The 25,295-nt window shown below is 52.4% G+C and carries 14 protein-coding genes, 1 pseudogene and 1 riboswitch; of the genes and pseudogenes, 10 read left to right on the forward strand and 5 right to left on the reverse strand.

Translation table 11 applies throughout. The annotated features are described in order from the left end of the window. Positions 1 to 6: 6 nt before the first annotated feature. From pilB to nadC, 3 genes and pseudogenes are all read right to left on the reverse strand, one after another. On the reverse strand, positions 7 to 1,704 hold the full coding sequence (gene pilB / locus EFO84_RS08605) for a type IV-A pilus assembly ATPase PilB (RefSeq protein ID WP_127347651.1): 1,698 nt from the start codon (positions 1,702 to 1,704) through the stop codon (positions 7 to 9). Positions 1,705 to 2,247: 543 nt separating this feature from the next. After that, positions 2,248 to 2,347: pseudogene (locus tag EFO84_RS11950) on the reverse strand (pilin); the annotation flags it as partial. A gap of 178 nt (positions 2,348 to 2,525) precedes the next feature. Beyond that, a riboswitch (cyclic di-GMP riboswitch) is annotated at positions 2,526 to 2,626 on the reverse strand. 79 nt (positions 2,627 to 2,705) lie between these two features. Beyond that, the gene (gene nadC, locus EFO84_RS08615) at positions 2,706 to 3,524 is read right to left on the reverse strand and encodes a carboxylating nicotinate-nucleotide diphosphorylase (RefSeq protein WP_240642680.1); all 819 of its coding nucleotides are present in this window, start codon (positions 3,522 to 3,524) and stop codon (positions 2,706 to 2,708) included. Positions 3,525 to 3,667: 143 nt separating this feature from the next. On the opposite strand from nadC, the gene ampD reads away from it, so the two are divergent. The 10 genes from ampD to EFO84_RS08665 all read left to right on the forward strand — a co-directional run bounded on the left by ampD (position 3,668) and on the right by EFO84_RS08665 (position 19,005). Continuing rightward, complete coding sequence (gene ampD, locus EFO84_RS08620; RefSeq protein WP_431355327.1) at positions 3,668 to 4,243, forward strand: 1,6-anhydro-N-acetylmuramyl-L-alanine amidase AmpD; 576 nt, start codon at positions 3,668 to 3,670, stop codon at positions 4,241 to 4,243. Between the two features lie 10 nt (positions 4,244 to 4,253). After that, complete coding sequence (ampE, locus tag EFO84_RS08625; RefSeq protein ID WP_127347654.1) at positions 4,254 to 5,087, forward strand: regulatory signaling modulator protein AmpE; 834 nt, start codon at positions 4,254 to 4,256, stop codon at positions 5,085 to 5,087. A 116-nt stretch (positions 5,088 to 5,203) separates the two neighbouring features. Next, positions 5,204 to 5,959: a pyruvate dehydrogenase complex transcriptional repressor PdhR gene (gene pdhR, locus EFO84_RS08630; protein WP_127347655.1), complete on the forward strand. Its 756-nt coding sequence runs from the start codon at positions 5,204 to 5,206 to the stop codon at positions 5,957 to 5,959. A gap of 9 nt (positions 5,960 to 5,968) precedes the next feature. Continuing rightward, positions 5,969 to 8,638: a pyruvate dehydrogenase (acetyl-transferring), homodimeric type gene (gene aceE, locus EFO84_RS08635; RefSeq protein WP_127347656.1), complete on the forward strand. Its 2,670-nt coding sequence runs from the start codon at positions 5,969 to 5,971 to the stop codon at positions 8,636 to 8,638. Between the two features lie 21 nt (positions 8,639 to 8,659). Next, positions 8,660 to 10,387, forward strand: a complete 1,728-nt coding sequence (gene aceF / locus EFO84_RS08640) for a dihydrolipoyllysine-residue acetyltransferase (RefSeq protein ID WP_127347657.1) — start codon at positions 8,660 to 8,662, stop codon at positions 10,385 to 10,387. A 114-nt stretch (positions 10,388 to 10,501) separates the two neighbouring features. Beyond that, positions 10,502 to 11,935: a dihydrolipoyl dehydrogenase gene (gene lpdA, locus EFO84_RS08645; protein WP_127347658.1), complete on the forward strand. Its 1,434-nt coding sequence runs from the start codon at positions 10,502 to 10,504 to the stop codon at positions 11,933 to 11,935. A 162-nt stretch (positions 11,936 to 12,097) separates the two neighbouring features. Then, positions 12,098 to 14,158, forward strand: coding sequence for a M13 family metallopeptidase (locus EFO84_RS08650; protein WP_127347659.1), 2,061 nt, complete (start codon positions 12,098 to 12,100; stop codon positions 14,156 to 14,158). A 100-nt stretch (positions 14,159 to 14,258) separates the two neighbouring features. Next, positions 14,259 to 14,579, forward strand: coding sequence for a hypothetical protein (locus tag EFO84_RS08655; RefSeq protein ID WP_127347660.1), 321 nt, complete (start codon positions 14,259 to 14,261; stop codon positions 14,577 to 14,579). A 45-nt stretch (positions 14,580 to 14,624) separates the two neighbouring features. Further along, entirely contained in the window at positions 14,625 to 15,881 is a 1,257-nt protein-coding gene (locus EFO84_RS08660; protein WP_127347661.1) for an efflux RND transporter periplasmic adaptor subunit, read from the forward strand. Then, entirely contained in the window at positions 15,871 to 19,005 is a 3,135-nt protein-coding gene (locus EFO84_RS08665) for an efflux RND transporter permease subunit (RefSeq protein WP_127347662.1), read from the forward strand. Before EFO84_RS08660 ends, EFO84_RS08665 begins: the two co-directional genes overlap by 11 nt. Here the strand turns inward: EFO84_RS08665 and EFO84_RS08670 are convergent. After that, on the reverse strand, positions 18,986 to 23,905 hold the full coding sequence (locus tag EFO84_RS08670; protein ID WP_127347663.1) for a FecR family protein: 4,920 nt from the start codon (positions 23,903 to 23,905) through the stop codon (positions 18,986 to 18,988). The two genes, EFO84_RS08665 and EFO84_RS08670, sit on opposite strands and share 20 nt — an antisense overlap. Beyond that, positions 23,895 to 25,238, reverse strand: a complete 1,344-nt coding sequence (locus tag EFO84_RS08675) for a tetratricopeptide repeat protein (RefSeq protein ID WP_127347664.1) — start codon at positions 25,236 to 25,238, stop codon at positions 23,895 to 23,897. The genes EFO84_RS08670 and EFO84_RS08675 overlap by 11 nt, the downstream gene beginning before the upstream one ends. Positions 25,239 to 25,295 lie beyond the last annotated feature (57 nt).

Consider the following 25,295-nt stretch of genomic DNA (forward strand, 5'->3'; position numbering starts at 1 on the left):
ATAATCCTAAGCGTTTGTGACCCGGTTGGCTTCCATTAAACTTATCACACCTGCAGCGGCTTTTCTTAGTGCTGATTGGCGTAACGAATGAATGCCTTCGCGTTGTGCCTGTTTAGCGATGTCCAGAGAACTGGCGCTCTTCATTATAAGGTCTTGGAGGGTTGGGGTAATGGGCATAACTTCGTAAATACCTGTACGCCCTTTATAACCATTGGTACACATGTCGCAGCCGACCGCTTTAAAGAGCGTCAGCTCTGGAATCTGCTCAGCAGTGAACCCTTCTTTCAATAATTCTTGTTCTGGAATGTGTTCAGGTTCTTTGCAGACATTACAGAGGCGGCGGGCCAAACGCTGCGCGATAATTAAGGTCACTGAACCGGCAATGTTATAAGCCGGAACACCCATATTCATCAAACGCGTCAGAGTTTCGGCGGCAGAGTTGGTGTGCAAGGTTGATAGCACTAAGTGACCGGTTTGGGCCGCCTTGATGGCAATCTCAGCGGTTTCTAAGTCACGAATCTCACCCACCATCACCACGTCAGGGTCTTGACGCAAGAATGAGCGCAAAGCTTCGGCAAAGGTCAAACCGGCCTTTTGGCTAATTTGTACCTGGTTAATACCCATCAAGTTAATTTCCACCGGGTCTTCAGCGGTAGAAATATTTCGCTCTGGGGTGTTCAAAATATTCAGACCAGTATAGAGCGATACAGTTTTACCCGAGCCAGTCGGGCCGGTCACTAGAATCATGCCTTGTGGTTTGCTCAGTGCTTCTTCGTAGCGTTTCTGCTGCTCCGGTTCATAACCGAGCGAGTCGATACCGAGCATCGCCGCGCTAGCATCGAGAATCCGCATTACGATTTTTTCACCGTACAGGGTGGGCAGCGTAGACACCCGAAAATCGATAGATTTATGCTTAGAAATACGCAGTTTGATACGGCCGTCTTGTGGTACGCGCTTCTCGGCGATATCAAGCTGCGACATAACTTTCAAACGTGCGGCTATACGCGTGGCCCAGCCAATTGCAGGGCGGGTGATCTCTTGCAAGATACCGTCAATACGAAAGCGCACCCGATATTCTTGTTCGTAGGGTTCAAAGTGCAAATCTGAGGCGCCGCGCTTGATGGCATCGAGCAGCAGTTTATTGATATAGATAACGATTGGTGCATCATTTTTAACGTCTGCTTCAACCGCGCCGGCATTGGTATCTGGCCGTTCGCCGGTGTCCATGTCACGTAAGCTTTGTTCGTCTGCTTCGGTAAGGCCCAGCGACGCACTCTCACTTTCCAGTACCTTATCAATCAGCTTTTGTAGCTTGTGCTCTTCAACGAGTACGGCTTCGGTTTCAAGCCGGGTGCGGAATTGAAACTCGTCGAGCGTTTCAATGCGAGTGGGGTCAGAGACCGCTACGTAGAGTTTGTTGCCGCGCTGATACAGCGGCACTGCATGGTTCTTGCGAATTAATCGTTCGTTGATTAGCTCAGTTGGAATAGCGTCAATATTGAAGGCATCCAAATCCAGCATCGGGATATTGGAGCGTTGGTAACAGTATTCAGCAAGTTCTTGCGGATTCAGTAATTTCCGTTCGAGGGCAATGGTGGTAAAGGCTTGTTTTGATTCCCATGCGTACTCGCTGCAGCTAGTCAGTGCTGCCTCGGGGACGATCTTGTCGCGCAACAGCAAGGTTGCTAGGGAATGGTGCAGCATGGCCGATGGGTGCTACCTGTTCTTTTGATGAAAAAAAGGGTATCAGAGTGAACATGATACCCTTTTTGCTTATTAGAATGCTTGAAGTTCAAGCACCAATAAAATCAAATTAGGCTGCCGGTACTGCAGTGACTAATGCTGTTTCAGTACAGCCATCAACACGAGAATTTCCTTCTGCATCATAGTCAGAGCAAGAAATTTCCCATGTCATGTTGCCACCGGTAGGGTTTGGATTCAGGTTCACAACGATAAAGTTTCCAGCAGTATCGGTTGCATCAAGCTCTGCAATAATACCTGTAACTTCGGTTGGAACAGCAGGGTCACCAACGTTGACGGTCACCGTACCGACAGTTGCTGAACGAATACCAGTAACCGAAACTTCACCACCCACTAAATCAATACGTGCAGGAATACCGTCTTGACCTGCAGTACTGCAGTTATCGGCATTGAAGAGACCTTTCTTCTGGTAGCACATAGCGATACCGGTTTTGTAAGAGGCTAATGCAGCCATACCGGTACCAGCTTTCGCACGCTGGGTGTAGTCACTGTACATAGGAATGGCAACTGCTGCCAAGATACCGATGATCGCCACAACGATCATCAATTCGATTAGGGTAAAGCCGCGTTGTAAGTTCGCTTTCATGAAAAATCTCCCGAAAAACTAAGTTATCGTTATTGTTGTACTTTAGTGTGGCATTCCTTGTCGTAATGCCACACACATTACAACAATTCACCTGCACTAGCCGAAAGAATCCGTGGTTTGCTAACGCGACATAACCAAAATAGTACAGTCGAGAAGCCACTCCATCCACCAGACCTTAGCCTGCAGCCCCGCTATCCAATGTACATAAGCATATGTTGCCATGACGTTGGACCGGAGGGTTTGCGTCACCGCCTCACGACGGTTTTGCCTTTTAAAGCACTGCCTGGCACACCGTCGCCTCATGCCACGGTAGCGCACTGCCCTTCAAACATAGCAGATTGTTGTACAAGGTCAATAGCTAAACTTTATTGACCCGTAGTGAAAGATCAATGGCTTGTATGTTTTTTGTTAGGGCGCCGGACGAAATATAATCAACCCCAGTTGCCGCCAGCTCGGTTAAACGCTCGGCGGTAATATTGCCAGAAACCTCTAATTTGCTGTGACCACGGCGGCTGGCAACGGCCTGGTGTATGTCTCTGATAGAAAAATTATCGAGCATGATGATATCTGCGCCAGCATCTAAAGCCTGTTGATATTCCTCAAGATTTTCTACTTCTACTTCAACCGGTACGGCTGGGTTGAGCTGCCGCGCTTGGCTGACAGCAGCGGCGATTCCACCACAGGCCATAATATGATTTTCTTTGATCAAATAGGCGTCATAGAGCCCAACACGATGGTTAAAACCGCCACCGCAGGTGACTGCATATTTGAGCGCAGTACGCAGCCCAGGAATTGTTTTACGGGTATCTAATAATTGCGTCTGACTGCCTTTTAAATGAGCAACATAGCTGGCAGTAGTGGTTGCCACCGCTGATAAGGTCTGTAAAAAGTTCATTGCAGTGCGTTCGGCAGTGAGGATATCGCGGGCGCAACCGTGCACATGCAGCAAGGGTGAGTTTGCTTCAATGTGGTCACCATCCTGCACCAGCCAATCGAGTTGCACCGCCGCATTGAGCTGAGCAAAGACCTCGTCCACCCAAGCACAGCCGCACACTACCATGGCTTCGCGAGTAATCAGCGTTGCCCACACCTGCTGCTCGGCGGGGATCAATTGCGCGGTCAGGTCATGCTGAGCCTGCACCCCATTGAGGTCTTCAGCCAGCGCTTGAGTCACCATGGCAACGCGGTCGCGCTGCAGCAATTCGGGAAGCACGCGAGTGGTAAGAGTTGCGGTCATTGCGGAACAATCCTTGCAGATTCGAATAGGCGGCCATTGTAAACCTCGCGCTGACTTTACCGCAAGGCATCAAACAGGCTAGGATGAGCCGCATCATTGAAGAGAGCAGAGCTATGATCAGCGACGGTTGTCTCAGTACCGCCACCCAACGGCCATCACCGCATTACGATGATCGCCCCGACCCAGAGGATATCAGCCTACTGGTGGTGCACGGTATTAGCTTACCGGCTGGCGAGTTTGGCGGACCGGCCATCGACCAGCTGTTCATGGGTACGCTCGATACCGTTCACGATGAGCGTTTCCAGTACCTGCATGGCGTGCGCGTTTCAGCGCACTGCTTGATTCGCCGCGATGGCGAGTTACTGCAGTATGTACCGTTTCATTTGCGCGCCTGGCATGCAGGTAAATCGCACTATGCTGGGCGCAATCGCTGCAATGACTATTCGATTGGTATAGAACTTGAGGGAACCGACCACGCCGCCTACACTGATAGCCAGTACCAGGTGCTAGCAGCGGTCGCCCATGAGCTATTGCAACACTATCCAAAGTTGACCGCGCAGCGTATTGTCGGCCATCAACATATTGCTCCGGTGCGTAAGACCGACCCTGGCCCAGCCTTTGATTGGGCCTATTTTCAACAATGTCTCCACCGTTTGTAGGAGTTTTGCCATGTATCTGTTAGCACTCTTGTTGACCTATTCGTTAGAGCGGACGGTGCAAATCAGCCGCAATTGGCATTGGCGAAGATTGATCTTACGCTGGCAACATTGGCAGTTTGCCAATCATAAAATTGCCGAGTTTCGTGCGCACGGCTTAGGGCATTTAGTCTGGGCTATTATTCCGGCGTTATTGATTGGCTTTGTGCTGGCGCTGTTGGGTAATAGCTTAGTGACTTTTATCGTCAGCGTGGCGGGGCTGTTGCTGGCGATTTTGCTGCCAAAAGTGCGCAACGCCTATCGCGGGTACTTGGCCGCTGGTATTGCCGATGACCGCGGTGAACCCGACCATGTTGCGATGGCTGAACACGCGCGCACGCTGCGCCACCAAATTGGCCGTGATGAATCGGCTAGCGTTGCTGAAGTGCTGACCTATATTCATTTGCGCTATTACTTTGCGGTGTTCTTCTACTTTCTGTTATTTGGCATTACCGGTGCGTTGGTGTACGCCACTATTCGCGATATGCGTCAGCCGCGCACCAGTAGTTGGCGCAGCCTGCATCAGATTATCGACTGGTTGCCAACGCGGGTGATGGGGTTTGGCTTTTTACTGGTGGGTAATTTCAGCCAAGGTTTCCCAATTTGGCTCAATTCGATTGGCAATCAGCCACAGGACAACTTTACCGTGGCAAGCCGCCTAGTGGCTGCCGCTGAACCCTATGCGGCTGCTGATGAAGCGCAGGATGCCCAGCAAACTGCTCTGACCACTGTCGCGCTATTAAAACGCAATATGCTGTTTTTCTTAGTGTTAGTGGCTATTTTGACCATTGTGCACTGGTTGCCTTAAGGATCAAGCGCACACTCAGGCAACGATCTTGCTTGGGTTTTGCGCTAAGTTCGATTACACTAATTCACACTTTGGGTAATTGGTCTTACCAAAATCAGTGAGGTAGTTTAATTCGCATGACCTTTGAGCGTATTCAGCAGACCAAATTGTCGGATGTGATCATGGCCCGTATCGAAGCCATGATTGTCGACGGTACCTTACCAGCGGGCCAGCGCTTGCCCGCTGAGCGCGATCTTGCCCAACAATTTTCAGTATCCCGCCCCAGCCTGCGCGAAGCCATTCAAAAACTTGAAGCCCGCGGTTTGCTTGACCGTCGTCAAGGCGGCGGTACCTATGTCTGCGATAACTTACAGCAACGTGTGGCTGAGCCGCTGTTACAGCTGTTGACTCAACACCCCGAATCACAATTTGATTTGCTGGAGTTTCGCCACGCGCTTGAGGGTATCTCGTCCTACTATGCGGCCATGCGCGGCACCCCAGCCGACTTAGCCGCTATTGAAGCTGCCTTTGCTAACATTGCCGATGACTGCAGTGTTGAGCTGGCACAGCAGGCGCAAGCCTTGGCCGATTTTAACCTGCGTATCTGCGAAGCGTCACACAATGTGATCCTGTTGCATTTGGTGCGCAGTATGCAGCCTATCTTGCTGAAAAACATTCAACAGAACCTGGGTGACTTGGCCCATAAGCCGGGCATCATCCAGCAACTTCATGAACATCGGCGCCACATTGTGGCTGCCATTGCCGCCGGTGAGCCGGAGCAAGCGCGTGATGCTTGCCACCAGCTGCTGGCGTTTATCGAACATGCGTTGCTCACCTCGAATCGCGAACAATCGCGTATTCAGCGGTCGCTGCGTCGAACTCAGATAGGGTAAGGAAAGAGTATGACTGATCACTTACAAAACGACATCGATCCACAAGAAACGCGGGAATGGTTAGACGCGCTTGAGGTGGTGTTAGAAGAAGATGGCGCTGAGCGTGGCCACTTCTTATTAGAAACCTTGATTGAAAAGGCCCGCCGGAGTGGCGCATTTTTACCCTACACGGCCACCACCGCCTATCTGAACACCATTCCGACTAGCCAAGAGCCAACGGTACCGGGCGACCATACCATTGAAGCACGTATTCGTGCGGCGATTCGCTGGAACGCGTTGGCGATGGTATTGCGTGGCTCGAAGAAAGACCTTGAGCTGGGCGGTCACATTTCTAGCTTTGCCTCGTCGGCGATGTTGTACGATGTCGGCTTTAACCATTTCTTCCGTGCGCCCACTGAGCAAGATGGCGGTGATTTTTTATTCGTGCAAGGTCACGTGTCACCGGGTATCTATGCGCGCGCTTTCTTAGAAGGCCGCATTAGCGAAGAACAGCTGAACAATTTCCGCCAAGAAGTGGATGGCAGCGGCGTGTCGTCATACCCACACCCACACTTAATGCCTGATTTCTGGCAGTTCCCCACGGTATCTATGGGCCTCGGCCCAATTCAAGCCATTTACCAAGCGCGTTACCTCAAGTACCTCACTGACCGTGGCATCAAAGATTGCTCCAATCAGCGCGTGTACTGCTTTATGGGTGACGGCGAGGTGGATGAGCCAGAAAGCTTGGGTGCCATTGGTTTGGCTACTCGCGAAGGCTTGGACAACCTGACTTTCGTGATCAACTGTAACCTGCAGCGTCTCGATGGCCCAGTGCGTGGTAACGGCAAAATCATTCAAGAGTTAGAAGGCACCTTCCGTGGCGCTGGCTGGGAAGTGATTAAAGTGATTTGGGGCCGCTATTGGGACCCACTGTTGTATCGCGATACCGAAGGCAAGCTGGCGCAAATCATGCAAGACAGCGTGGATGGCGAATACCAGAACTATAAAGCTAAAGGCGGCGCCTACACCCGCGAGTTCTTCTTTGGTAAAACCCCAGAAACCAAAGCCATGGTGGCGAACTTGTCTGATGAAGACATTTGGCGCTTGAACCGGGGCGGCCATGACCCAGTGAAAGTTTATGCCGCCTATCACCGTGCGGTGAATACCAAGGGCCGGCCACAGGTTATCTTAGCCAAAACCGTCAAAGGCTATGGCATGGGCGCGGCCGGTGAAGGCAAGAACATTGCCCACCAGGTCAAGAAAATGGATATGGAAGCCATCAAGCACTTCCGTGATCGCTTTAACATTCCAATTAAAGACAGCGACTTAGAAAATATCCCGTTGTACCGCTTCCCTGAGGACAGCGCTGAATACAAGTACATGGTTGAGCGCCGTCAAGCGCTAGGCGGCTTTATGCCGGTGCGGCGGCCAAAAACCGATGTGGATTTAGAGATCCCATCGTTGAAAGCCTTTGAAGCAGTGACCAAGGGCTCGGGCGACCGTGAAATCTCGACCACTATGGCCTTTGTGCGGGTACTGACCGCATTGCTGAAAGATAAGAAAATCGGTGAGCGCATTGTGCCGATTATCCCAGACGAAGCCCGTACCTTTGGTATGGAAGGCTTGTTCCGTCAGGTTGGTATCTACTCGAGCCAAGGCCAGAAGTACGAGCCGCAAGACTCGGATCAAGTGGCTTATTATCGTGAAGATAAGAAAGGCCAGGTACTGCAAGAGGGTATCAACGAGTTGGGTGCTATGGCGTCGTGGGTGGCGGCAGCAACCAGCTACAGCACCAACAACGAGCCGATGATCCCGTTCTATATTTACTACTCGATGTTCGGCTTCCAGCGCGTTGGCGACTTGGTATGGGCAGCCGGTGATAGCCAAGCCCGTGGTTTCTTAGTCGGCGGTACCGCAGGCCGTACCACATTGAATGGCGAAGGCTTACAGCACCAAGACGGCAGCAGCCATATCTTGTTCAACACCGTACCCAACTGTATTACCTACGACCCAACCTTCGGCTACGAAGTGGCAGTGATTGTGCAAGATGGCTTGCGGCGCATGTATGGTGAGCAAGAGAACGTGTTCTATTACCTCACCGTGATGAACGAAAACTACGTGCAACCAGAAATGCCAGAAGGCGTAGAAGAGGGTATTTTGAAGGGCATGTATTTGCTCGAAACCCACAAAGCCAAAGCTGCTAAGCACGAAGTGCAGTTGCTCGGTTCAGGCACCATTTTGCAGCAAGTACGCGCGGCCGGAGCTATTTTGGCCGAGCAGTTTGGCGTCACCGCCAAGGTCTACAGTGCTACCTCGTTTAACGAGTTGGCGCGCGATGGCTTAGACGTAGACCGTCACAACATGCTCAACCCGGGCAAGAAGCAGAAAACCGCTTATGTCAGTGAGCTGTTAGCAGACGCCAAAGGGCCAACCATTGCCGCCACCGACTATATGAAACTCTATGCCGACCAGATTCGTGCGTGGGTACCAACGGCTTACCGGGTATTAGGTACGGACGGTTTCGGTCGCTCAGATAGCCGCGAAAATCTGCGCCGGCATTTTGAAGTGAATCCGCAGTACATTGTGGTGGCCGCGCTCAGCGAGCTAGCCAAAGCCGGTAGCATTGATGCCAAAGTGGTGGCCAAAGCCATCAGCGATTTTGGCATTGATAGCAATAAACCGAACCCATTGTACGCCTAATCATCAGGAGCGGAGGCCATCATGGCAAATCGTAAAGAAGTGTTCGCCCCTGATGTGGGTGGAGAAGTTGAAATCATTGAAGTGTTGGTCAGCCCAGGCGATAGCTTGAATGCTGAAGACGCGCTGTTCACCGTTGAGAGCGATAAGGCCTCGATGGATATCCCGGCACCGTTTGCTGGTGTTGTGGCTGAGCTAAAAGTCAAAGTCGGCGACAAGATCAACGAAGGTGACTTGCTGGCGCTGTTTGAAGCGGCAGAGGCTGCGGCTGAGCCGAAGGCCGAAGCGAAAGCTGAGCCAAAAGCTGAGCCCAAAGTCGACGCTAAACCAGAGCCGAAAGCTGAAGCCAAGCCAGAGCCGAAGCAAGAGCCGAAAGCCGAAGCCAAGCCAGCAGCGAAAGCCGCCAGCAAAACCATTGAAGTGACGGTACCTGACATCGGTACGGACGGCGAAGTAGACGTCATTGATGTATTGGTCAGCGTCGGCGATAGCATTGATGCTGAAGCGGGCCTGATCACCGTAGAAACCGACAAAGCCACCATGGATGTGCCAAGTTCACATGCCGGCACGGTGGAATCAGTGGCGGTGAAAACCGGTGACAAGGTTAAGCAGGGCAGCTTAGTGATCACCCTGAAAGTGGCCGATGCCAGCGCTGACGCTAGCAGCGAAGCGAGCTCAGACAGCAGTGTCGACAGCAGCGCCGACAGCAGCTCCGACAGCTCTGCAGCCGAGTCAGCAGCTAGCCAGCCAGCCGCAAACGAAACCCGCAAGCAGCCACCGGTACCGGACCACCCGATGGACCGCAAAGCCCGCAGCGAAGAAAGTGTGGCGTATGCCTCACCGGCGGTACGTCGTTTGGCTCGTGAGTTTGGTGTGGACCTGCATAAGGTCAATGGTAGCGGTCGTAAGCAGCGCATCATGAAAGAAGACGTGCAAGAGTTCGTCAAATACGAATTATCACGTCCGAAAGCCACTGCCAGCACCAACACCAGCCAAGGTGGCGGTGGTTTGCAAGTGATTGCACAACCGAAGGTCGATTTCAGCAAGTTCGGTGAGATCGAGCAGGTGCCATTGACCCGCATTCAGAAGATTTCGGGCCCCAATCTGCACCGCAACTGGGTGACTATTCCACACGTCACGCAGTTTGACGAAGCCGATATCACCGAGTTAGAAGCGTTCCGTAAGCAGGAAAACGAGCTGCAAGCGAAGCAGAAAAACGGCATCAAGATCACCCCGTTGGTGTTCATTATGAAAGCTGCGGCGAAAGCCCTGCGTGCTTACCCAGTGTTCAATTCATCGCTGGCGGAAGATGGCGAAAGCCTGATCATGAAGAAATACGTGCACATTGGTATTGCCGTGGACACGCCAAATGGCTTAGTTGTGCCGGTGATCCGCGATGTTGATCAGAAGGGCATCTACCAGCTTTCCGAAGAGCTCGCTGAAATCAGTGCCAAGGCGCGTGATGGCAAGCTTAAAGCGACCGATATGCAAGGCGGCTGCTTTTCGATTTCCAGCTTAGGTGGCATTGGTGGTACTGCCTTTACGCCTATCGTCAACGCTCCTGAAGTAGCTATTTTAGGGGTTTCGAAGAGCGATATGAAGCCACAGTGGAACGGTAAAGAGTTCGTACCACGGTTGATGTTACCGCTGAGCCTGTCGTATGACCATCGGGTGATTGATGGTGCCGTGGCAGCGCGCTTTAGCGTGTATTTGAGCGCCGTTTTGGGCGATATCCGTAAATTGGTTTTATAACAGCAACTACTACAGAAGTTGTACGTTTCGAGGGTAAACAATCCACGCTGGGGCTGCTATAATGCGCCCCATCTGTGGTAACAACCCAATGCATTTATTCGAAAAGAGGTCGTCATGAGCAATCAAGTGAATACCCAAGTAGTGATTCTAGGCGGAGGCCCAGGCGGCTACTCGGCTGCCTTCCGTGCTGCTGATTTAGGCTTAGAGGCTGTTATTGTTGAGCGCTACAACGTGCTTGGCGGCGTCTGCTTAAACGTTGGCTGTATCCCGTCAAAAGCCTTGTTGCACTTGGCCAAGCATATTGAAGATGCCAAGCACATGGGTGCTGAAGGGGTTGAATTTGCTGCACCGAAAATCGACTTAGACAAAATTCGTAAACACAAAGACGAAAAAGTCATCGGCACTTTAACCGGCGGCTTAGCACAAATGGCGAAAATGCGGAAAGTGCAAGTGGTCACCGGTAACGGTGAGTTCGTCAGCGACAAGCAATTAAAAGTCACCGACAAAGACGGCAAAGAAACCTTAGTGAACTTTGAGCACGCTATTATTGCCGCCGGTTCACAGTCGATCAAATTGCCATTCGTACCACACGATGACGAGCGTATTTGGGATTCAACCGCAGCCCTTGAATTGCGCTTTATTCCTGAGCGCATGCTGATTTTAGGTGGCGGCATTATCGGTTTAGAAATGGGTACGGTATATAGCGCCTTAGGTGCTACCGTGGACGTGGTCGAAATGACCGACCAGCTGATCCCACCGGCTGACAAAGACATTATGAAAGCTTACATGAAGATGATTAAGTCGAAGTTCGACAACATCATGTTAAGCACTAAAGCGGCCAAAGTTGAAGCCAAAAAAGATGGCATTTATGTCACCTTTGAAGGCGACAAAGCGCCAACAGACCCGGTTAAATATGACGCTGTGTTGGTGGCTGTTGGCCGTGCACCAAACGGTAAGAAATTGGCTGCTGAAAAAGCTGGCGTGAAGGTCACTGACCGTGGCTTTATTGAAGTGGACAAGCAATTGCGTACCAACGTGAAGAATATCTTCGCTATTGGTGACATCATCGGTCAGCCAATGCTAGCGCACAAAGCGGTGCACGAAGGCCATGTTGCTGCTGAAGTCATTTCTGGCAAGAAACACTACTTTGACCCGAAAGTGATTCCTTCTATTGCCTACACCGACCCAGAATTAGCGTGGGCTGGCCTCACTGAGAAAGAAGCCAAAGAGCAAGGTATCGACTACGAAGTAGCGGTATTCCCATGGTCAGCCTCTGGCCGTGCCATTGCCCAAGGCGCTACCGATGGCATGACCAAGTTGTTGTTCGACAAAAACCACCGCATTATTGGTGGCGCAATGGTCGGCCCGAACGCCGGTGAGTTGCTGGGCGAAGTGTGTTTAGCCATTGAAATGGGCTGTGACGCCGAAGATATCGCCTTAACCGTGCATGCTCACCCAACCCTGCATGAGTCGATTGGCTTAGCTGCAGAAGTGTACGAAGGCTCAATTACTGACCTGCCGAACAAAAAGGCAGTGAAGAAGAAATAATCGCAGCTTGAAATAGTAAAGATGCGATAAATAAACCGGTCTGTGCGCTGCATGGGCCGGTTTTTTATTGTTCGACTGGCAGCGATCGGCTATGTTAGGGCACGTTAAAAGCGCGTGAAGAATGCGTAGAAATCATTCAGTGAATACACTACGGGGACTACTATGAAAAAAATCAACACCATCGCGTTAAGCGTGGCACTGGCCTTAGGCCTAGCTGCCTGCTCACCGCAAAGCACCGAAACACAGACGAGCCAAACTGAGCAAGTACAACAACAATTAACCTCAGGCTTAGTGCTGGAAAACTTTGATACCAATGTGCGCCCGCAAGACGACCTGTTCATGTACGTGAACGGCACCTGGTTCAACAACACCGAAATGCCGGGCGACCAATCGCGCATTGGCGCGTTCTTAGACTTACGTGATGAAAACCAAGCGCGTTTGCGTGCCATCATTGAAGAAGCTGCTGCACAGCAACAAGCTGAAGGTAGCAATGCCGCTAAAATTGGTGCGTTCTACAACAGCTACATTGATGTTGAGCGCCGCAACGGTTTGGGTATTCAGCCGATTGCTGCAGAACTGGCTAGCATTGCTGAAGTCAGCAGCCATCAAGACGTTGCCACCGAAATGGCTAAACTTGGTCAACTGGGTATCAGCTCACCATTCGGCTTCTGGGTCAATGCTGATGCCAAGAACCCAGAGATCAACGCGGTTTACATGTCACAGTCAGGTTTAGGCCTGCCTGATCGCGAGTATTACCTCAGCGAAGACGAGAAGTTCGTCGAAATTCGTAACGCTTATCAAGCCTATGTTGCTGATATTCTAGCCTTTGCTGGCCACGCTGATGCAACGGCAGCCGCTGCTGACATTATGGCGCTTGAAACCCAATTGGCTGAAATTCAGTGGACTCGGGTAGAAAGCCGTAACGCTGACAAAACCTACAACAAAAAGACTATCGCCGAAGTGCAGGCGTTATTCGGTAGCTTTGATTTCGCCAGCTATTTAGGCTCAATGGGCGTAAGTATCAACGAAGCGATTATTCGCCAACCGTCTTATTTTGAAGCTTTCGGTGCTGCTTTTGCTGATATTAGCGTAGCCAGCTGGAAGAACTATATGACGTTTAAAGCCACTGACCGTTTCGCCAGCGCACTGACTGAAGAAATGGCCACCCGTCGCTTTGAATTCTACGGCAAAGTACTGAACGGTACGCCAGAGCAAGAGCCATTGTGGAAACGTGCTGTTGACGCCACCGATGGTGTGCTCGGTGAAGCCTTAGGCGAGCTGTATGTGGCCAAACACTTCCCGCCAGCGGCTAAAGCCCGTATGGAAGAGTTGGTCGGCAACTTGATCACCGCTTACGGTGAATCCATTCAAGACCTCGAGTGGATGACTGCCGATACCAAAGCCAAAGCCCTGGAAAAATTGAGCAAATTCACACCGTACATTGGTTATCCAAGCGAGTTCCGTGATTACTCAGCATTGACAGTTGTGGCAGATGATTTGGTCGGCAACTACAAACGCGCGGCAGCGTTTGATTTTGCTGAAGAAGTGGGCAAAATTGGCCAGCCAGTGAAAGCGGAAGATTGGGGCATGACGCCGCAAACAGTGAATGCTTATTACAGCCCAGTGCGTAATGAAATCGTCTTCCCTGCCGGTATTTTGCAACCACCATTCTTTGATATGAACGCTGAAGATGCGGTCAACTACGGTGGTATCGGTGCGGTTATCGGGCATGAACTTGGCCATGGTTTTGATGACCAAGGTTCCAAGTACGATGGCGATGGCAACCTGAACAGCTGGTGGACTGACGAAGACCGCGCAGCGTTTGAATTGCGTGCTAACAAACTGGCCGAGCAATATTCAACCTACGAAGCATTACCAGGCCTGTTCATCAACGGCAACTTGGCATTGGGTGAGAACATTGGCGACTTGGCTGGTTTAACCATTTCATATCGTGCCTACATGAACTCACTGCAAGGCAAACAAGCGCCAGTGTTAGACGGCTATACCGGTCAACAGCGCGTATTCTTAGGCTGGGCGCAGGTGTGGAAAAACAAAATGCGTGATGAAGCTATGCGTACCCAAGTGGTCCGTGGCCCGCACTCACCACCAAACTTCCGCGTTAACGGTACCGTGGTGAACGTACCGGCCTTCTATGAAGCCTTTGAGGTGAAAGAAGGGGATGCCATGTACGTTGCGCCAGAAAATCGCGTGAAAATTTGGTAATTTCGCGCGTTGAGCCTATACTGCTGGCATGATTATCTTGCTACGCATGCTCATGGTAATACTGCTGCTGGGGTCGCTTGCGCCCCCGGCAGCTTTTGCTATGCCGCTGCCAAGTGAGACTGCCGAGCCGATGGCTATGGCCGAGAATATGGCTGAGAATATGGCTGAGAGTGACCATGCCTGCTGCCCATCAGAGGGCGATGCAACGGGTATACAGAGCACTGAATCGTTATCCGCAAACCACGTCGATTGCGACAACAGTTGCAACGATTGTCAGCATTTTTGTCATGCCAGTAGCGCGGGTTTACTGACCGCTAGCCGCTCTGTGCAAACCAATCCTGATAGTGTGCGTAGTCAGCTGCTGACCACTGCACCGCATTATTCAAACACTCCACTCGATCGTCCTCCACACCGCCACTAAAGCTTGTTTGTGTTCCGTTAAACAATTGCTTTGGAGTGTGTGATCATGTCTATCCGTCATTTTTTGCTGTCATTATGTTTGGCAACCTTAGTGCTAGCGCCGTTATCAGCAAGCGCAGTGGTACTGCAACAACACGACCATTCGGCGCATCAGCAACAGCCGTTGCTTGATGGTGTTGAAAACGCTGAATCGAGCCTGTATGTCTGCCCCATGCACCCGCATATTGTGCAGGGCGAGCCAGGGACCTGTCCGATTTGCGGCATGGACTTGGTCGCTCGTAAAAATAGCCCAAACCGCCAAGTCAGTATCAGCGTCGATGCCGGCATGCAGCAACAATTAGGCATTCGCACCGATAGCGTCGAGCGCCGCACTTTTTGGCGCTATTACCCCACCTTAGCCACAGTGCAATGGAACGATAACGCCCGCTACCATATCCATCCGCGTGCTTCGGGTTGGCTGGAACGGCTAGCGATTCGCAGTGAGGGGCAGGCCGTTAAGCAAGGTGAGCTGCTCTATGAGATTTATAGCCAAGAACTGGTGGTCGCCCAACAAGATTTTCTGCAAGCCAGAGATGCCGCCAGTGGCAGCCAACGTGAGCGCTTACTTCGCGACGCCCGTATGCGGCTTGAGTTACTTGGTTTCAATGCCACGCTGATTGAGCAATTACAGCGCAGCGGCGAGCTACTGTACCGCGTGCCTGTTTACGCCCCGGTTGATGGCGTGGTTACAGCGCTCAATGTGGCCCAAGGGATGTTTGTTCAGCCAGCGAGCGAACTACTGACCATTACCGGAGCCAATCAATATTGGCTGATTGCCGATGTGCCAGAACGTTATGCCGATTGGTTGCGAGTGGGTGCGCCGGCTGACATTAGTCTTGCTGCTGCCGAACTCAATGGCTATGAATCCAGCGTTGACTATATCTACCCTGAATTAGACCCAACCAGTCGTACTCAGCGCGTGCGTATTCTGCTGCCGCAACAAGCGGCTACTAACGCACTAGCAGTAGGCATGCAGGCGCAGGTTGAACTCTACGGCGGGCCAAAACGCCAAGCCTTAGCAGTGCCCTTGGAGAGCTTAATCGTAACCGGTGCCAATAACCGCGTGATTGTGCAGCAAGACAACGGTGAATTTGTGCAACGCGAGGTGCATGTTGGCCTGATCATCAACGACTATGCGGAAATCTTACATGGTCTGAGTGAAGGTGAGCGGGTGGTGAGTTCAGGGCAGTTCCTGCTCGATTCTGAAGCGAGCTTGCGCAACAACTTCTCCGGTGCCAGCAGCGGAGACGGTCATGCTCACTAATATTATTTTATGGTCGCTGCGTAATCGTTTATTGGTGCTGCTGGCGGCGCTATTAGCCGCCTGGCTGGGCTGGCGCGCGATGATCAGCACGCCAGTAGATGCCATTCCAGATTTATCCGACGTGCAGGTGATCATCAAAACGCCATACCCAGGGCAAGCACCAGAAATTGTCGAGCAGCAAGTGACCTGGCCGTTGGCCAACGTGATGCTGTCGGTGCCTGGGGCGACCGACGTACGCGGTTATTCGTTCTTTGGCGATTCCTATTTGTATGTATTGTTTGCCGATGGTACGGACCTGTATTGGGCCCGCAGCCGCGTGTTGGAATACTTGAATCAGGCCCGTGACCGGCTACCTGAGGGCGTTAACCCAAGCCTTGGCCCAGATGCCAGTGGGGTCGGTTGGATTTATCAGTACGCCTTAGTTGACCGCAGTGGCGAGCATGATCTAGGCCAACTCACCAGCTTACAAAACTGGTTCTTAAAGCAAGAACTGCAAAGCGTCAACGGGGTGGCTGAAGTAGCCACCGTGGGTGGCATGGTGCAAGCCTATCAAGTGGTGGTGGAGCCGCAGCGCTTGCAAGCCTATGGCCTCACGCTGGAGCAGATTGAACAGACTATTCGCAGCGCCAATAACGAAGTCGGTGGCGGCATTATCAGCATGGCTGAGGCGGAATACATGGTGCGCGGCACTGGGTACTTGCAGTCACTGGACGACTTGCGTCAACTGCCACTACCGGTGCTAAGCCAAGCTGGTGAAATCATTACCTTAGCCGACGTAGCGACTATTCGCCGCGGCCCTGAGAGTCGCCGTGGTATTGCCGAGCTTAATGGTGAGGGCGAAGTAGTGGGCGGTATTGTGGTGATGCGGCATGGCGAAAATGCCCGCGCCACCATAGCCGCAGTGCAGCAAAAGTTAACGCAATTGCAGCAGGGTTTGCCCGCCGGCGTCGAGCTAGTCACCACCTACGATCGTTCAGCCTTGATTGACCGCGCGGTGGATAACCTGCGGCAAAAATTACTCGAAGAAATGGCCTTTGTAGGGCTGATTACCTTATTGTTTTTACTGCATTTACGCTCCACATTGGTGGCGGTGATTACCCTACCGCTGGCGGTGTTAATGAGTTTTGCGGTAATGCGCTGGCTCGGTATCAATGCCAATATTATGAGCTTGGGCGGCATTGCTATTGCTATTGGTGCGTTAGTGGATGCGGCTATTGTGATGGTAGAAAATGCCCACAAGCAGCTCGAGCAGTATCGCCACGAGTATGGCCATGAGCCGCGCGGTGCAGCGCACTGGCAATTGATTGGCAAAGCCAGCAGCGAAGTGGGGCCGGCACTGTTTCTGTCGCTGCTGATTATTACCATCAGCTTTGTGCCAGTGTTTGCTCTCGAAGCGCAAGAAGGTCGACTATTTGCGCCTTTGGCGTACACCAAAACCTTCGCTATGGCGGCGGCGGCGCTATTGGCGATTACCTTAGTGCCGGTGTTGATGGGCTATTTTGTGCGCGGCCGCATTCCCAGTGAACAACGTAACCCGCTCACTCGCGGTATGATTGCATGCTATCGGCCGTTATTGAATACGGTCTTAAATTGGCCAAAACTAACGCTAATTTTGGCCATTGCAGTGAGTGCAAGTGCTTACTATCCATGGTCCAAACTGGGCCAAGAGTTTATGCCGAGCATGCACGAAGGTGACTTACTTTATATGCCCACCGCGCTGCCCGGCTTAAGCCCGCAAACGGCCAGCAACTTGCTACAACAAACCGATCGCTTGATCAAACAAGTACCAGAAGTTGAGCGGGTGTTTGGTAAAGCGGGTCGTGCCGAAACGGCGACCGACCCAGCGCCACTGACGATGTTTGAGACCACGATTATGCTTAAGCCTGAGCACCAGTGGCGTGAGGGTATCAGCATTGACGATATTATTGCCGAGCTAGATGCGCGGGTGCAGGTGCCGGGTTTGACCAATGCCTGGGTACAGCCGATTAAGACCCGTATTGATATGCTCTCAACTGGGCTAAAAACCCCGCTTGGGCTAAAAATTGCGGGCCCTGATCTGGCGCAAATTCAGCAGTTGGGCTTGCAGTTAGAAACCCTGCTCGCCGATGTGCCGGGCGTGCGCTCGGTGTTTGCTGAACGCGCCGCCAGTGGCCGCTACATCACCATTACACCGCGTTTGCATGAGGCGGCACGTTACGGCGTGAGCCAAGCAGAGTTGCAGCGAGTGATTCAATTTGCCATAGGTGGAGCGCAGGTGACTGAAAGCGTCGAGGGCAGCGAGCGCTATCCAATAAATCTGCGCTACCCACGCCACTACCGTGACCATGTCGAGCGGCTTAAACTGCTGCCGGTGGTGAGCCGCAGCGGCGCTTGGCTCAGCTTAGAGCAATTGGCGGATATTGCGGTAGTTGAGGGCGCCGATATGATCCGCAGTGAAAATGCTCGCATGACCGGCTGGGTATTTATTGATGTAGACAGCAATGTGGCGCTTGGTGAGGTCATTGCTGCAGCGCAAAATGTGCTTGCCGAGTTCACTCTGCCGGCGCGCTATAGCCTGAGTTGGTCTGGCCAATATGAATCGCTACAACGCGTACAAGCCAAGCTGCAGGAAGTGATCCCGGTGATGCTGGTAATTATTTTAATGCTGCTCTATGTCACCTTCCGCTCGCTCAAACAGGCGGCCTTGATCATGTTCACCCTACCGCTGGCGCTGACCGGTAGCCTCTGGCTGGTGTGGGCGCTGGGCTTTAATCTATCGGTGGCGGTATGGGTGGGTATGATTGCCTTGGCCGGGGTAGCGGCTGAATTTGGGGTGGTGATGCTGCTGTATTTGAATCAGGCCTGGCACAGCCAAACTGAGCGCAATGTAACCACGCTGAAGCAGGCGGTGATTCACGGTGCGGTGATGCGGGTGCGACCAAAAGCCATGACGGTGTTAACCATCATTGCCGGTTTATTGCCGATTATGTTGACTCATGGTACTGGCAGTGAAGTGATGCAGCGAATTGCCGCGCCAATGATTGGCGGCATGATTGCCGCGCCACTATTAAGCTTATTGGTACTGCCAGCAGCTTATTATCTCTACTGGCAGTACCGTTTAAAGGCTAATGCTGTTGCTCAATAATGCGCCCAGGTTGCAGCGGGTTGTAGATCGGTAGCTGCTGCAATTGCTGCAGCTGCTGCGCTAGTTGCCCTTGATTTGCGGCAAGTTGCTGCAGCAGCGCTTGTTGTAGCACGTTAGCATCGGCAGTTGGTGGCGTTGCTGGTGGGGCGAAATGACCCGACACGGCACTGTCACCGGCTTGCCAATAGCCCCATTCCACAGGGGGGGCGGCAGTGATTGGCGGCACCGCGCCGAAGATCAGCGCGCCGCTGTAATGCTCGCTGCCATCCCAGGCTCGCAATAATGCCATCACGCCTTGGTAGCTATCGCCAATGAAGCGCCCAGCAAACTCGCCGCTGCCATTGGCAAAAATACCGCTACCAGTCAGCGCTAACCAGTTTTGCTCAAACAAATCAGCGACGTTTCCAGAGCCACTGAGACTACCCATTTCATCGCTACCAGCGCTGTAGTTGTAGCGGCTAAAATCAATATTGAGGCCAACTGTGTTGGTTGAGAATGACACCTCGAGGTTACCGCCATTGGTGTACAAATAGCTGTTCGCTTGCGGGTTGTCAGCAATGATATTCGAGCCATATAAGGCGAAGCTGAGGCTATCCGCCATTGGGGTGGTACCGACAGCGGTCAGTTCGTTGGCCCCCACAAACCAATAGCTACTGTCATTGCTGTAGCCGGTATTGGCCGGTGTGAAGCGGTAGTTACCGCGGCCCCAATAACCCCAGCGTAGCTCGACATTGCCATCGCCACCCGACAGCGTAAAGCGGTCGAAATAGCCACTGTAACCGGCAGTGCCCTGTACGTTAAAGTCATCGCCTTTAATGCGAATCAGCCGAGCATAGTCGTAGTAGCTGTCAAAGCCATATTGGTCGCGCACCACCAGCAAGTCATCTGGATTGCTGAACAGCAACATCTCACGATTGCCGGAAATGACCCCGCCATTACTGCTGCCGAGGCCACCCCAATCAAGCTGTGATAAGGTGTCAGTGACTTGCGCATTGAAGATCACCATGCCAAATAGCTCATCGTTGGCCTCGGCATCAAACCAAGCCCGCAGCATGCCCATCACGCCCTGATGATTGTTACCAATAAAGCGCCCCCAGAAGGTGCCACCGCCTGGTTCGAAGAAACCGTCGCCGGCCAGCGCAATGGCATCACCGTTGTACAGGTTAGCAACACTGGCGCTGCCAAACAACGAGCCGAAACTAGTACCATAGCTCTCGGTTGGGGCGTTGTAGTTGTATTGCTCAAAGCCAAAGGCAACATCCACGCTATTGGCGGCAAAGTCGACCAGCAGACCACCACCGTTCATATACAGGCTGACATTTTCATCGCTGCGGTTAAGCCGATCGGAATACTGCAGGTCAAAGAACATCTGCTGTTCAAGCGGGGTAGTACCCAGCGCGGTCACGTCACTCGCTAACAACTGCAGTAACGGTCGGTCGTTGGTCACTAAACTGCTGCTCGAACCATCATCGTGCTGTAGGTAGTAACTACCGGGGTTCCACCAGTGCCATTGCACGCTGATATCGGACGGCATTTGTGCTTGTGCGTCGTCAAGCCAGATTCGCGACCCTTGATAGGCATCATAGTAATCGCCAATAGTGGCAATAATGGCACCGTTGCGGACTTGAATCGGCATAGCAAAGGTATTGTTGGCATCAGGGGCGGTGGTGTACACGCCATCACTATTGACCAGCCAACTGAGTATGCCATTCCCGCCCAACAGCTGGTCATCGCTCCAAACACCGCCGTATTGCTGTAAATTGAGCAAGGCGAGATCATCGCGGAAAGCTCCAGCGCCTTGGAATAATTGCTCGCGTTGCGCCGTGTACGCGGTGATTAATGCCATCACGGCATCAAATTCACTACCAATAAAACGCCCGCTAAGGCTGCCACCACCACCTTGCCAATAGCCATCGCCCTGCAGTGCTATGGCATCACCACGAAACAGTGATTGTAGGCTGGCACTGCCATAAAGCTTACCAATTGAGCCATCGAGTGGTTGCTCGGGAATACTGCCCGGTTCCCAGCTGTAGGTCGACAGTGCAACGGCCACGTCACCGGCGTCAAAGTTGACCAACAGGTGACCAAACCAATCAAATACACTGCCCGAGGCGCTGCCTTTAAGCCCGGTGTGCGCCACCAAATCAAAGCTCATGGCACCAGTGGGTAAGGTGGCCGACTCGGGTGTGACTAAATTACTGATAGCAAAGAAATACGGTAGATTATTCGGTAATTCCACCTGATTACTGTCGCTAATACGATAGCTGCCCGGCGCAAAGCCACCAAAGCGCACGGCAACATTATTGCCGGCTTTATCGGTAAAGCCCCAGTCGCTGGTCCAGTACGCTTCATCATCAACAGTAATGGCTGAAATCAGGTCAAAGGTGCCTTGGCTACCAATTTGTTGCGTGGGTACGAAGTCATCGTTGTCGTCAAGCAAGTTAAGTACGCGGGTGTCACTGGCACTGCTGAATAAGTTGAAGTTGTTAGTGCTACCTAACATGCCAGCACTGGCAAAGCCAAGCTCGTCAAGGCTTTCACCAAGCGCGGCATCGCGAGTAAACACCACGCTACCGCGGAATTCTTCGGTTGCAGACATGGCACGCAGTAGGCCAATCAAAGCGTCAAAATCGCCGCCAACAAATTGTCCGTACAGGCTGCCGGAGGTGAAGAAGCCCTCACCCAATAGCTCCATGGCGCTAGCCGACTGACCCAGTAGGTCGGTAATTGCGGCCAAACCAGTCAGCCGACTTTGCTCCCCACCCACTTCAAATAGCAGCATCACGGCAACTTCAGATGCGGTGAAATCGACCACGATGTTACCCGTCAGTGGGTCAATGGTGGTGCCACTGATATCACCAATTAAGCCACTGCCGCCAGCCAGCTGATAGCTAAAACTGACTTGCTCGGGCAAGCTTTCGGGAGCTTGTTGATTGGCAAAAATGAAATGATAGTTGCGACTGTTATCAAGGCTTTCGGTGCTGTAGTCGTGAGCGCTCCCTTGCAAGATCTGCAGGTCATAACTACCCCCTTGCCAATACCCCCAATAGATATGCAGTGGCCCTGATGCGGTTTCGAGCAGTAGTTGGTGATCGCCGTCAGCACCCACCAAACCAGCGCTATCTAAGGCTAAAAAGCGATAACTGCCAGCACTACTATCAACCCGCTGGCCTAGTAAGGCACCGCTGACATCGCCATTATTGGTGGCTAGCCAGCTACCTAAGGCGCCTGCTTGTAACCCCAGTTCGCCTGAACTACCGAGGCTGATGCCGTCGGACCAACCCAGTTGCTGCATAAAACGGTAATCGCTATCGATGACACGACAGGGGAAGTTCCAGCGACAATCATTCCCGAATACCAAGGTACCCCAGCCATCAAGTTGGCCGCCATTGTGGGCTATGCGCAGATAAATACCGGCCAAGAAGGCATCAATACCCCACTGCGGGGCGCCGGTAAAACTGCCAAACAGGGTGCCTTGTTGCACCAGCGGATTACTGCCGACTTCGCTCAAGCTCATACCATTGGCATAGAGTTCGGTGATGCTAGTAATGCCTTGCAGGGTGCGCACCAGCTCGGTTAGATAACTGAATTGCAAGTCCACAGCCACCGCGTTGCTGCTGAAATCGACACTCAGCAAACCGCTGGGGGCAAATTGCAACTGACTGCCGTCACTGAATACCACGCCATAGTTAGGTTGCAGTGCGAACTGCAGAACTTGATTGCTGTACAGGTCTAAACCTAATTGTTGCGCACTGTTGAAGCTGCTCAAGGTATAGTCGCTGAGCAAATAATGGAAGCTGGTACCGGCACCGGTAAATGCTGTGACGGGTGTCAGGGTATAGCTATCTGCGGCCCAATAGCCGTGACTTATGGTGGATTGCGCACCGAGGTGCCAGTCTGCTGCGGTCAAGGTTTGTGCAAAGGCTGGGCTGGCGCCTTCATTGGCGCTGAAGCTATACCAGCTGCCGGTTAATTGGCGAAGTTCACCGCTGGCACCGAGCACTTGGGTGATGTCTTCGTCACGCTGTAAATACCCCAGCGCGGTGCTGTTGAGGCCAAACGCAGGGAGCGCTGGATCGGGGTCTGGATTCAAGTCATCGATGATATCTTCGGCTTGTTGCTGACCTTGATCTTGTTGTGCCTGCTCAGGCGGTGTGAGCGGTTGCTGATTTAACAACGAGGGGGGCGGATTATTCGGGCCGGAACCACCGCTTGGGGGTGGGTTTTGTTCATCATCGTCAGAGCCTTGAATGGTGTCCTCACCAAATACGTCATCAGGGCTATTCGGGAGTGGCTGCGGCAAGCTGTCTAAATCAGGCACGTAAAAACTCTGCCCAGGCGCCACCAGCTGTTCACCCACATTGGTACGCATCGCCACCGCACCGCGCAACACTTGTAAGTAAGTACCTGCCGGTGAGTTATTAAATTGCGCTTCGTTACCACGGATCACGTGCACGATACGCAGTTCGGTACCCCGAATACCCATAGTCGCTACTGGGGTGGTGAATTCCACTGCCTGCGGTTGGGCGCTGCCAATAGCGCCGGTAATGGCGCGTAAACCGCCGCGTAATAACTCGGTTTTTTGGCTGCCAGCGGCCGGGTCGGCCGCATCGTAACTAAAGCTGGTAATTCGCAACGTCGAATCAGGACGCAGCGCGATCAAACTTTGGTCAGCAAAACGAATTTGCGCGGTAGCACCGGGTGCGGTGGTAATACTATCGCCCTCGAGCAGCGGCATATTACGTTGCCCGCTTAGCTCAGCGCTATCACGCTCGACGCGAACTTCACCAAACACAAACATCAAGCGCGCAGCTTCGCTGGCAGCTTGGGCAAAAACACTGTGGCTGGCGAGCAGCATGATGCTCAGCAGCAGCCATTGGCAAAGGCGCTTAGTACACATAGGTCACCGTCCATTGCAGTAAAGTTTGATCAAGATTGAAGAAATCGATGGATGAGCGTTGATCGCGATACAACGCCGAGGCGCCGGTACGCCAGTTGTTGCTCAGTTGATAAAGCCATTCTAGGCGAGCGGTAAACGCATGGTCATCACGATCTTCGTCGATGCCGCGGTTAAATACTGAAAAACCAGGGCTATGGTAACGCAAGTTTTGATAGCCTAATTGACCGACCCACTGTTGCTGGGCCGTCATTGAGTAGTCTGCTTGCAGCGATAATGCATTGCGCGCGGCATTGCCACCTTGGCGGAATGGATTATTTTGCACCCGCTCAATATCGTAAGTATAACGGCTACGCAAGGTTATGTTGGCGCGTAGGTTGTGTACCCATTCCAATTCAAATTGTGCGGCGCGATAATCGTTGCGGGCTTGCTCAAAGGAAAAATCACGCACCCGAGCATTAAAATTGTAGGTGTTGTCGGTATCCCATTGATGTTGCCAGCCGACTAACAGCCCCACATGACGGCGAAATTGCGCATCATCGAGCCAAATTTGTCCGACATCAATGCCATAGCGCGCGGTATTGCGCTCATCGGTTTTTAATCCATAGGTGAACGAGCCTTGTACAATGCCAGTATCAAAGGCTTGCGCGGCGCTGTCTTGGTTGAGGCGCAGTTGCCCAGCCACGGATACTTCAATAAAGCTGCTACTGTCGAGTTCGCGTTGAAATAGCCAAATGCCGCGGGCATTGGTGAAATAGGTACCATCGGCTTCGAGCACTGCTAGGCCTTCAAGGAAGGTATTTTCAAACAAATCAAAACTGCTCGGATAGTTTAAATAGTTGCTATCGTAACCACCATCAAAACTGAGCACCAACAGATGTGTGCCGGCTGCCGCTTGTGCGCGTCGCTCAGCAATGATGGCGCGATAATCTGTTATCGCTTGGCGTGCTGCTGGCGGTGGATTAAAACCATCGACAATAGCCAGTTGCTGTTCGGCGCGATCAAGCCGATTGAGAGCTAAATAAGCGGCGGCAAGTTCCAAATGCGCGCCGGCATGACTGGGGTCAGTTAATATGGCGCGCTCTAGTGCCAGAGCCGCTAAGCTTGCTTGACCGGCGCGCAAGGCAGCTACGCCATACCAGTAATCATAACGAGCGATACCGGCGTAATCGCTTTCAAGGGCTTCAAGCTGTGCGAGTGCAGCCTCATAGTCAGCGCTTTGAATGAGCTGCTGTGCAGCCTGGAGGTGACCAGTAAGAGTCGCATCATCAGCAGCTTGGCTGAGTGCTGCGGGGCTGAGCAACGCGCTCAGCAGCAGTAATATTCGAGAATTCATGGGCTAGCCTTTTGCTCAAGCGCGCAAGTCAGACAGTGTTAGATTTAAGTTAAGCTC

Origin of the sequence: Pseudidiomarina mangrovi (assembly GCF_003999375.1) — a bacterium.
Classification (GTDB): Bacteria; Pseudomonadota; Gammaproteobacteria; order Enterobacterales; family Alteromonadaceae; genus Pseudidiomarina; species Pseudidiomarina mangrovi.

Excerpts from the sequence above, each read along its gene's own strand:
- EFO84_RS08655 (WP_127347660.1), top strand. The coding sequence starts at position 14,259 with ATGCCGCTGCCAAGTGAGACTGCCGAGCCGATGGCTATGGCCGAGAAT.
- EFO84_RS08650 (WP_127347659.1), top strand. The coding sequence starts at position 12,098 with ATGAAAAAAATCAACACCATCGCGTTAAGCGTGGCACTGGCCTTAGGC.
- ampD (WP_431355327.1), top strand. The coding sequence starts at position 3,668 with ATGAGCCGCATCATTGAAGAGAGCAGAGCTATGATCAGCGACGGTTGT.
- EFO84_RS08665 (WP_127347662.1), top strand. The coding sequence starts at position 15,871 with ATGCTCACTAATATTATTTTATGGTCGCTGCGTAATCGTTTATTGGTG.
- aceE (WP_127347656.1), top strand. The coding sequence starts at position 5,969 with ATGACTGATCACTTACAAAACGACATCGATCCACAAGAAACGCGGGAA.
- EFO84_RS08675 (WP_127347664.1), bottom strand. The coding sequence starts at position 25,238 with ATGAATTCTCGAATATTACTGCTGCTGAGCGCGTTGCTCAGCCCCGCA.
- lpdA (WP_127347658.1), top strand. The coding sequence starts at position 10,502 with ATGAGCAATCAAGTGAATACCCAAGTAGTGATTCTAGGCGGAGGCCCA.
- nadC (WP_240642680.1), bottom strand. The coding sequence starts at position 3,524 with ATGGTGACTCAAGCGCTGGCTGAAGACCTCAATGGGGTGCAGGCTCAG.
- EFO84_RS08660 (WP_127347661.1), top strand. The coding sequence starts at position 14,625 with ATGTCTATCCGTCATTTTTTGCTGTCATTATGTTTGGCAACCTTAGTG.
- pdhR (WP_127347655.1), top strand. The coding sequence starts at position 5,204 with ATGACCTTTGAGCGTATTCAGCAGACCAAATTGTCGGATGTGATCATG.
- aceF (WP_127347657.1), top strand. The coding sequence starts at position 8,660 with ATGGCAAATCGTAAAGAAGTGTTCGCCCCTGATGTGGGTGGAGAAGTT.
- EFO84_RS08670 (WP_127347663.1), bottom strand. The coding sequence starts at position 23,905 with ATGTGTACTAAGCGCCTTTGCCAATGGCTGCTGCTGAGCATCATGCTG.
- pilB (WP_127347651.1), bottom strand. The coding sequence starts at position 1,704 with ATGCTGCACCATTCCCTAGCAACCTTGCTGTTGCGCGACAAGATCGTC.
- ampE (WP_127347654.1), top strand. The coding sequence starts at position 4,254 with ATGTATCTGTTAGCACTCTTGTTGACCTATTCGTTAGAGCGGACGGTG.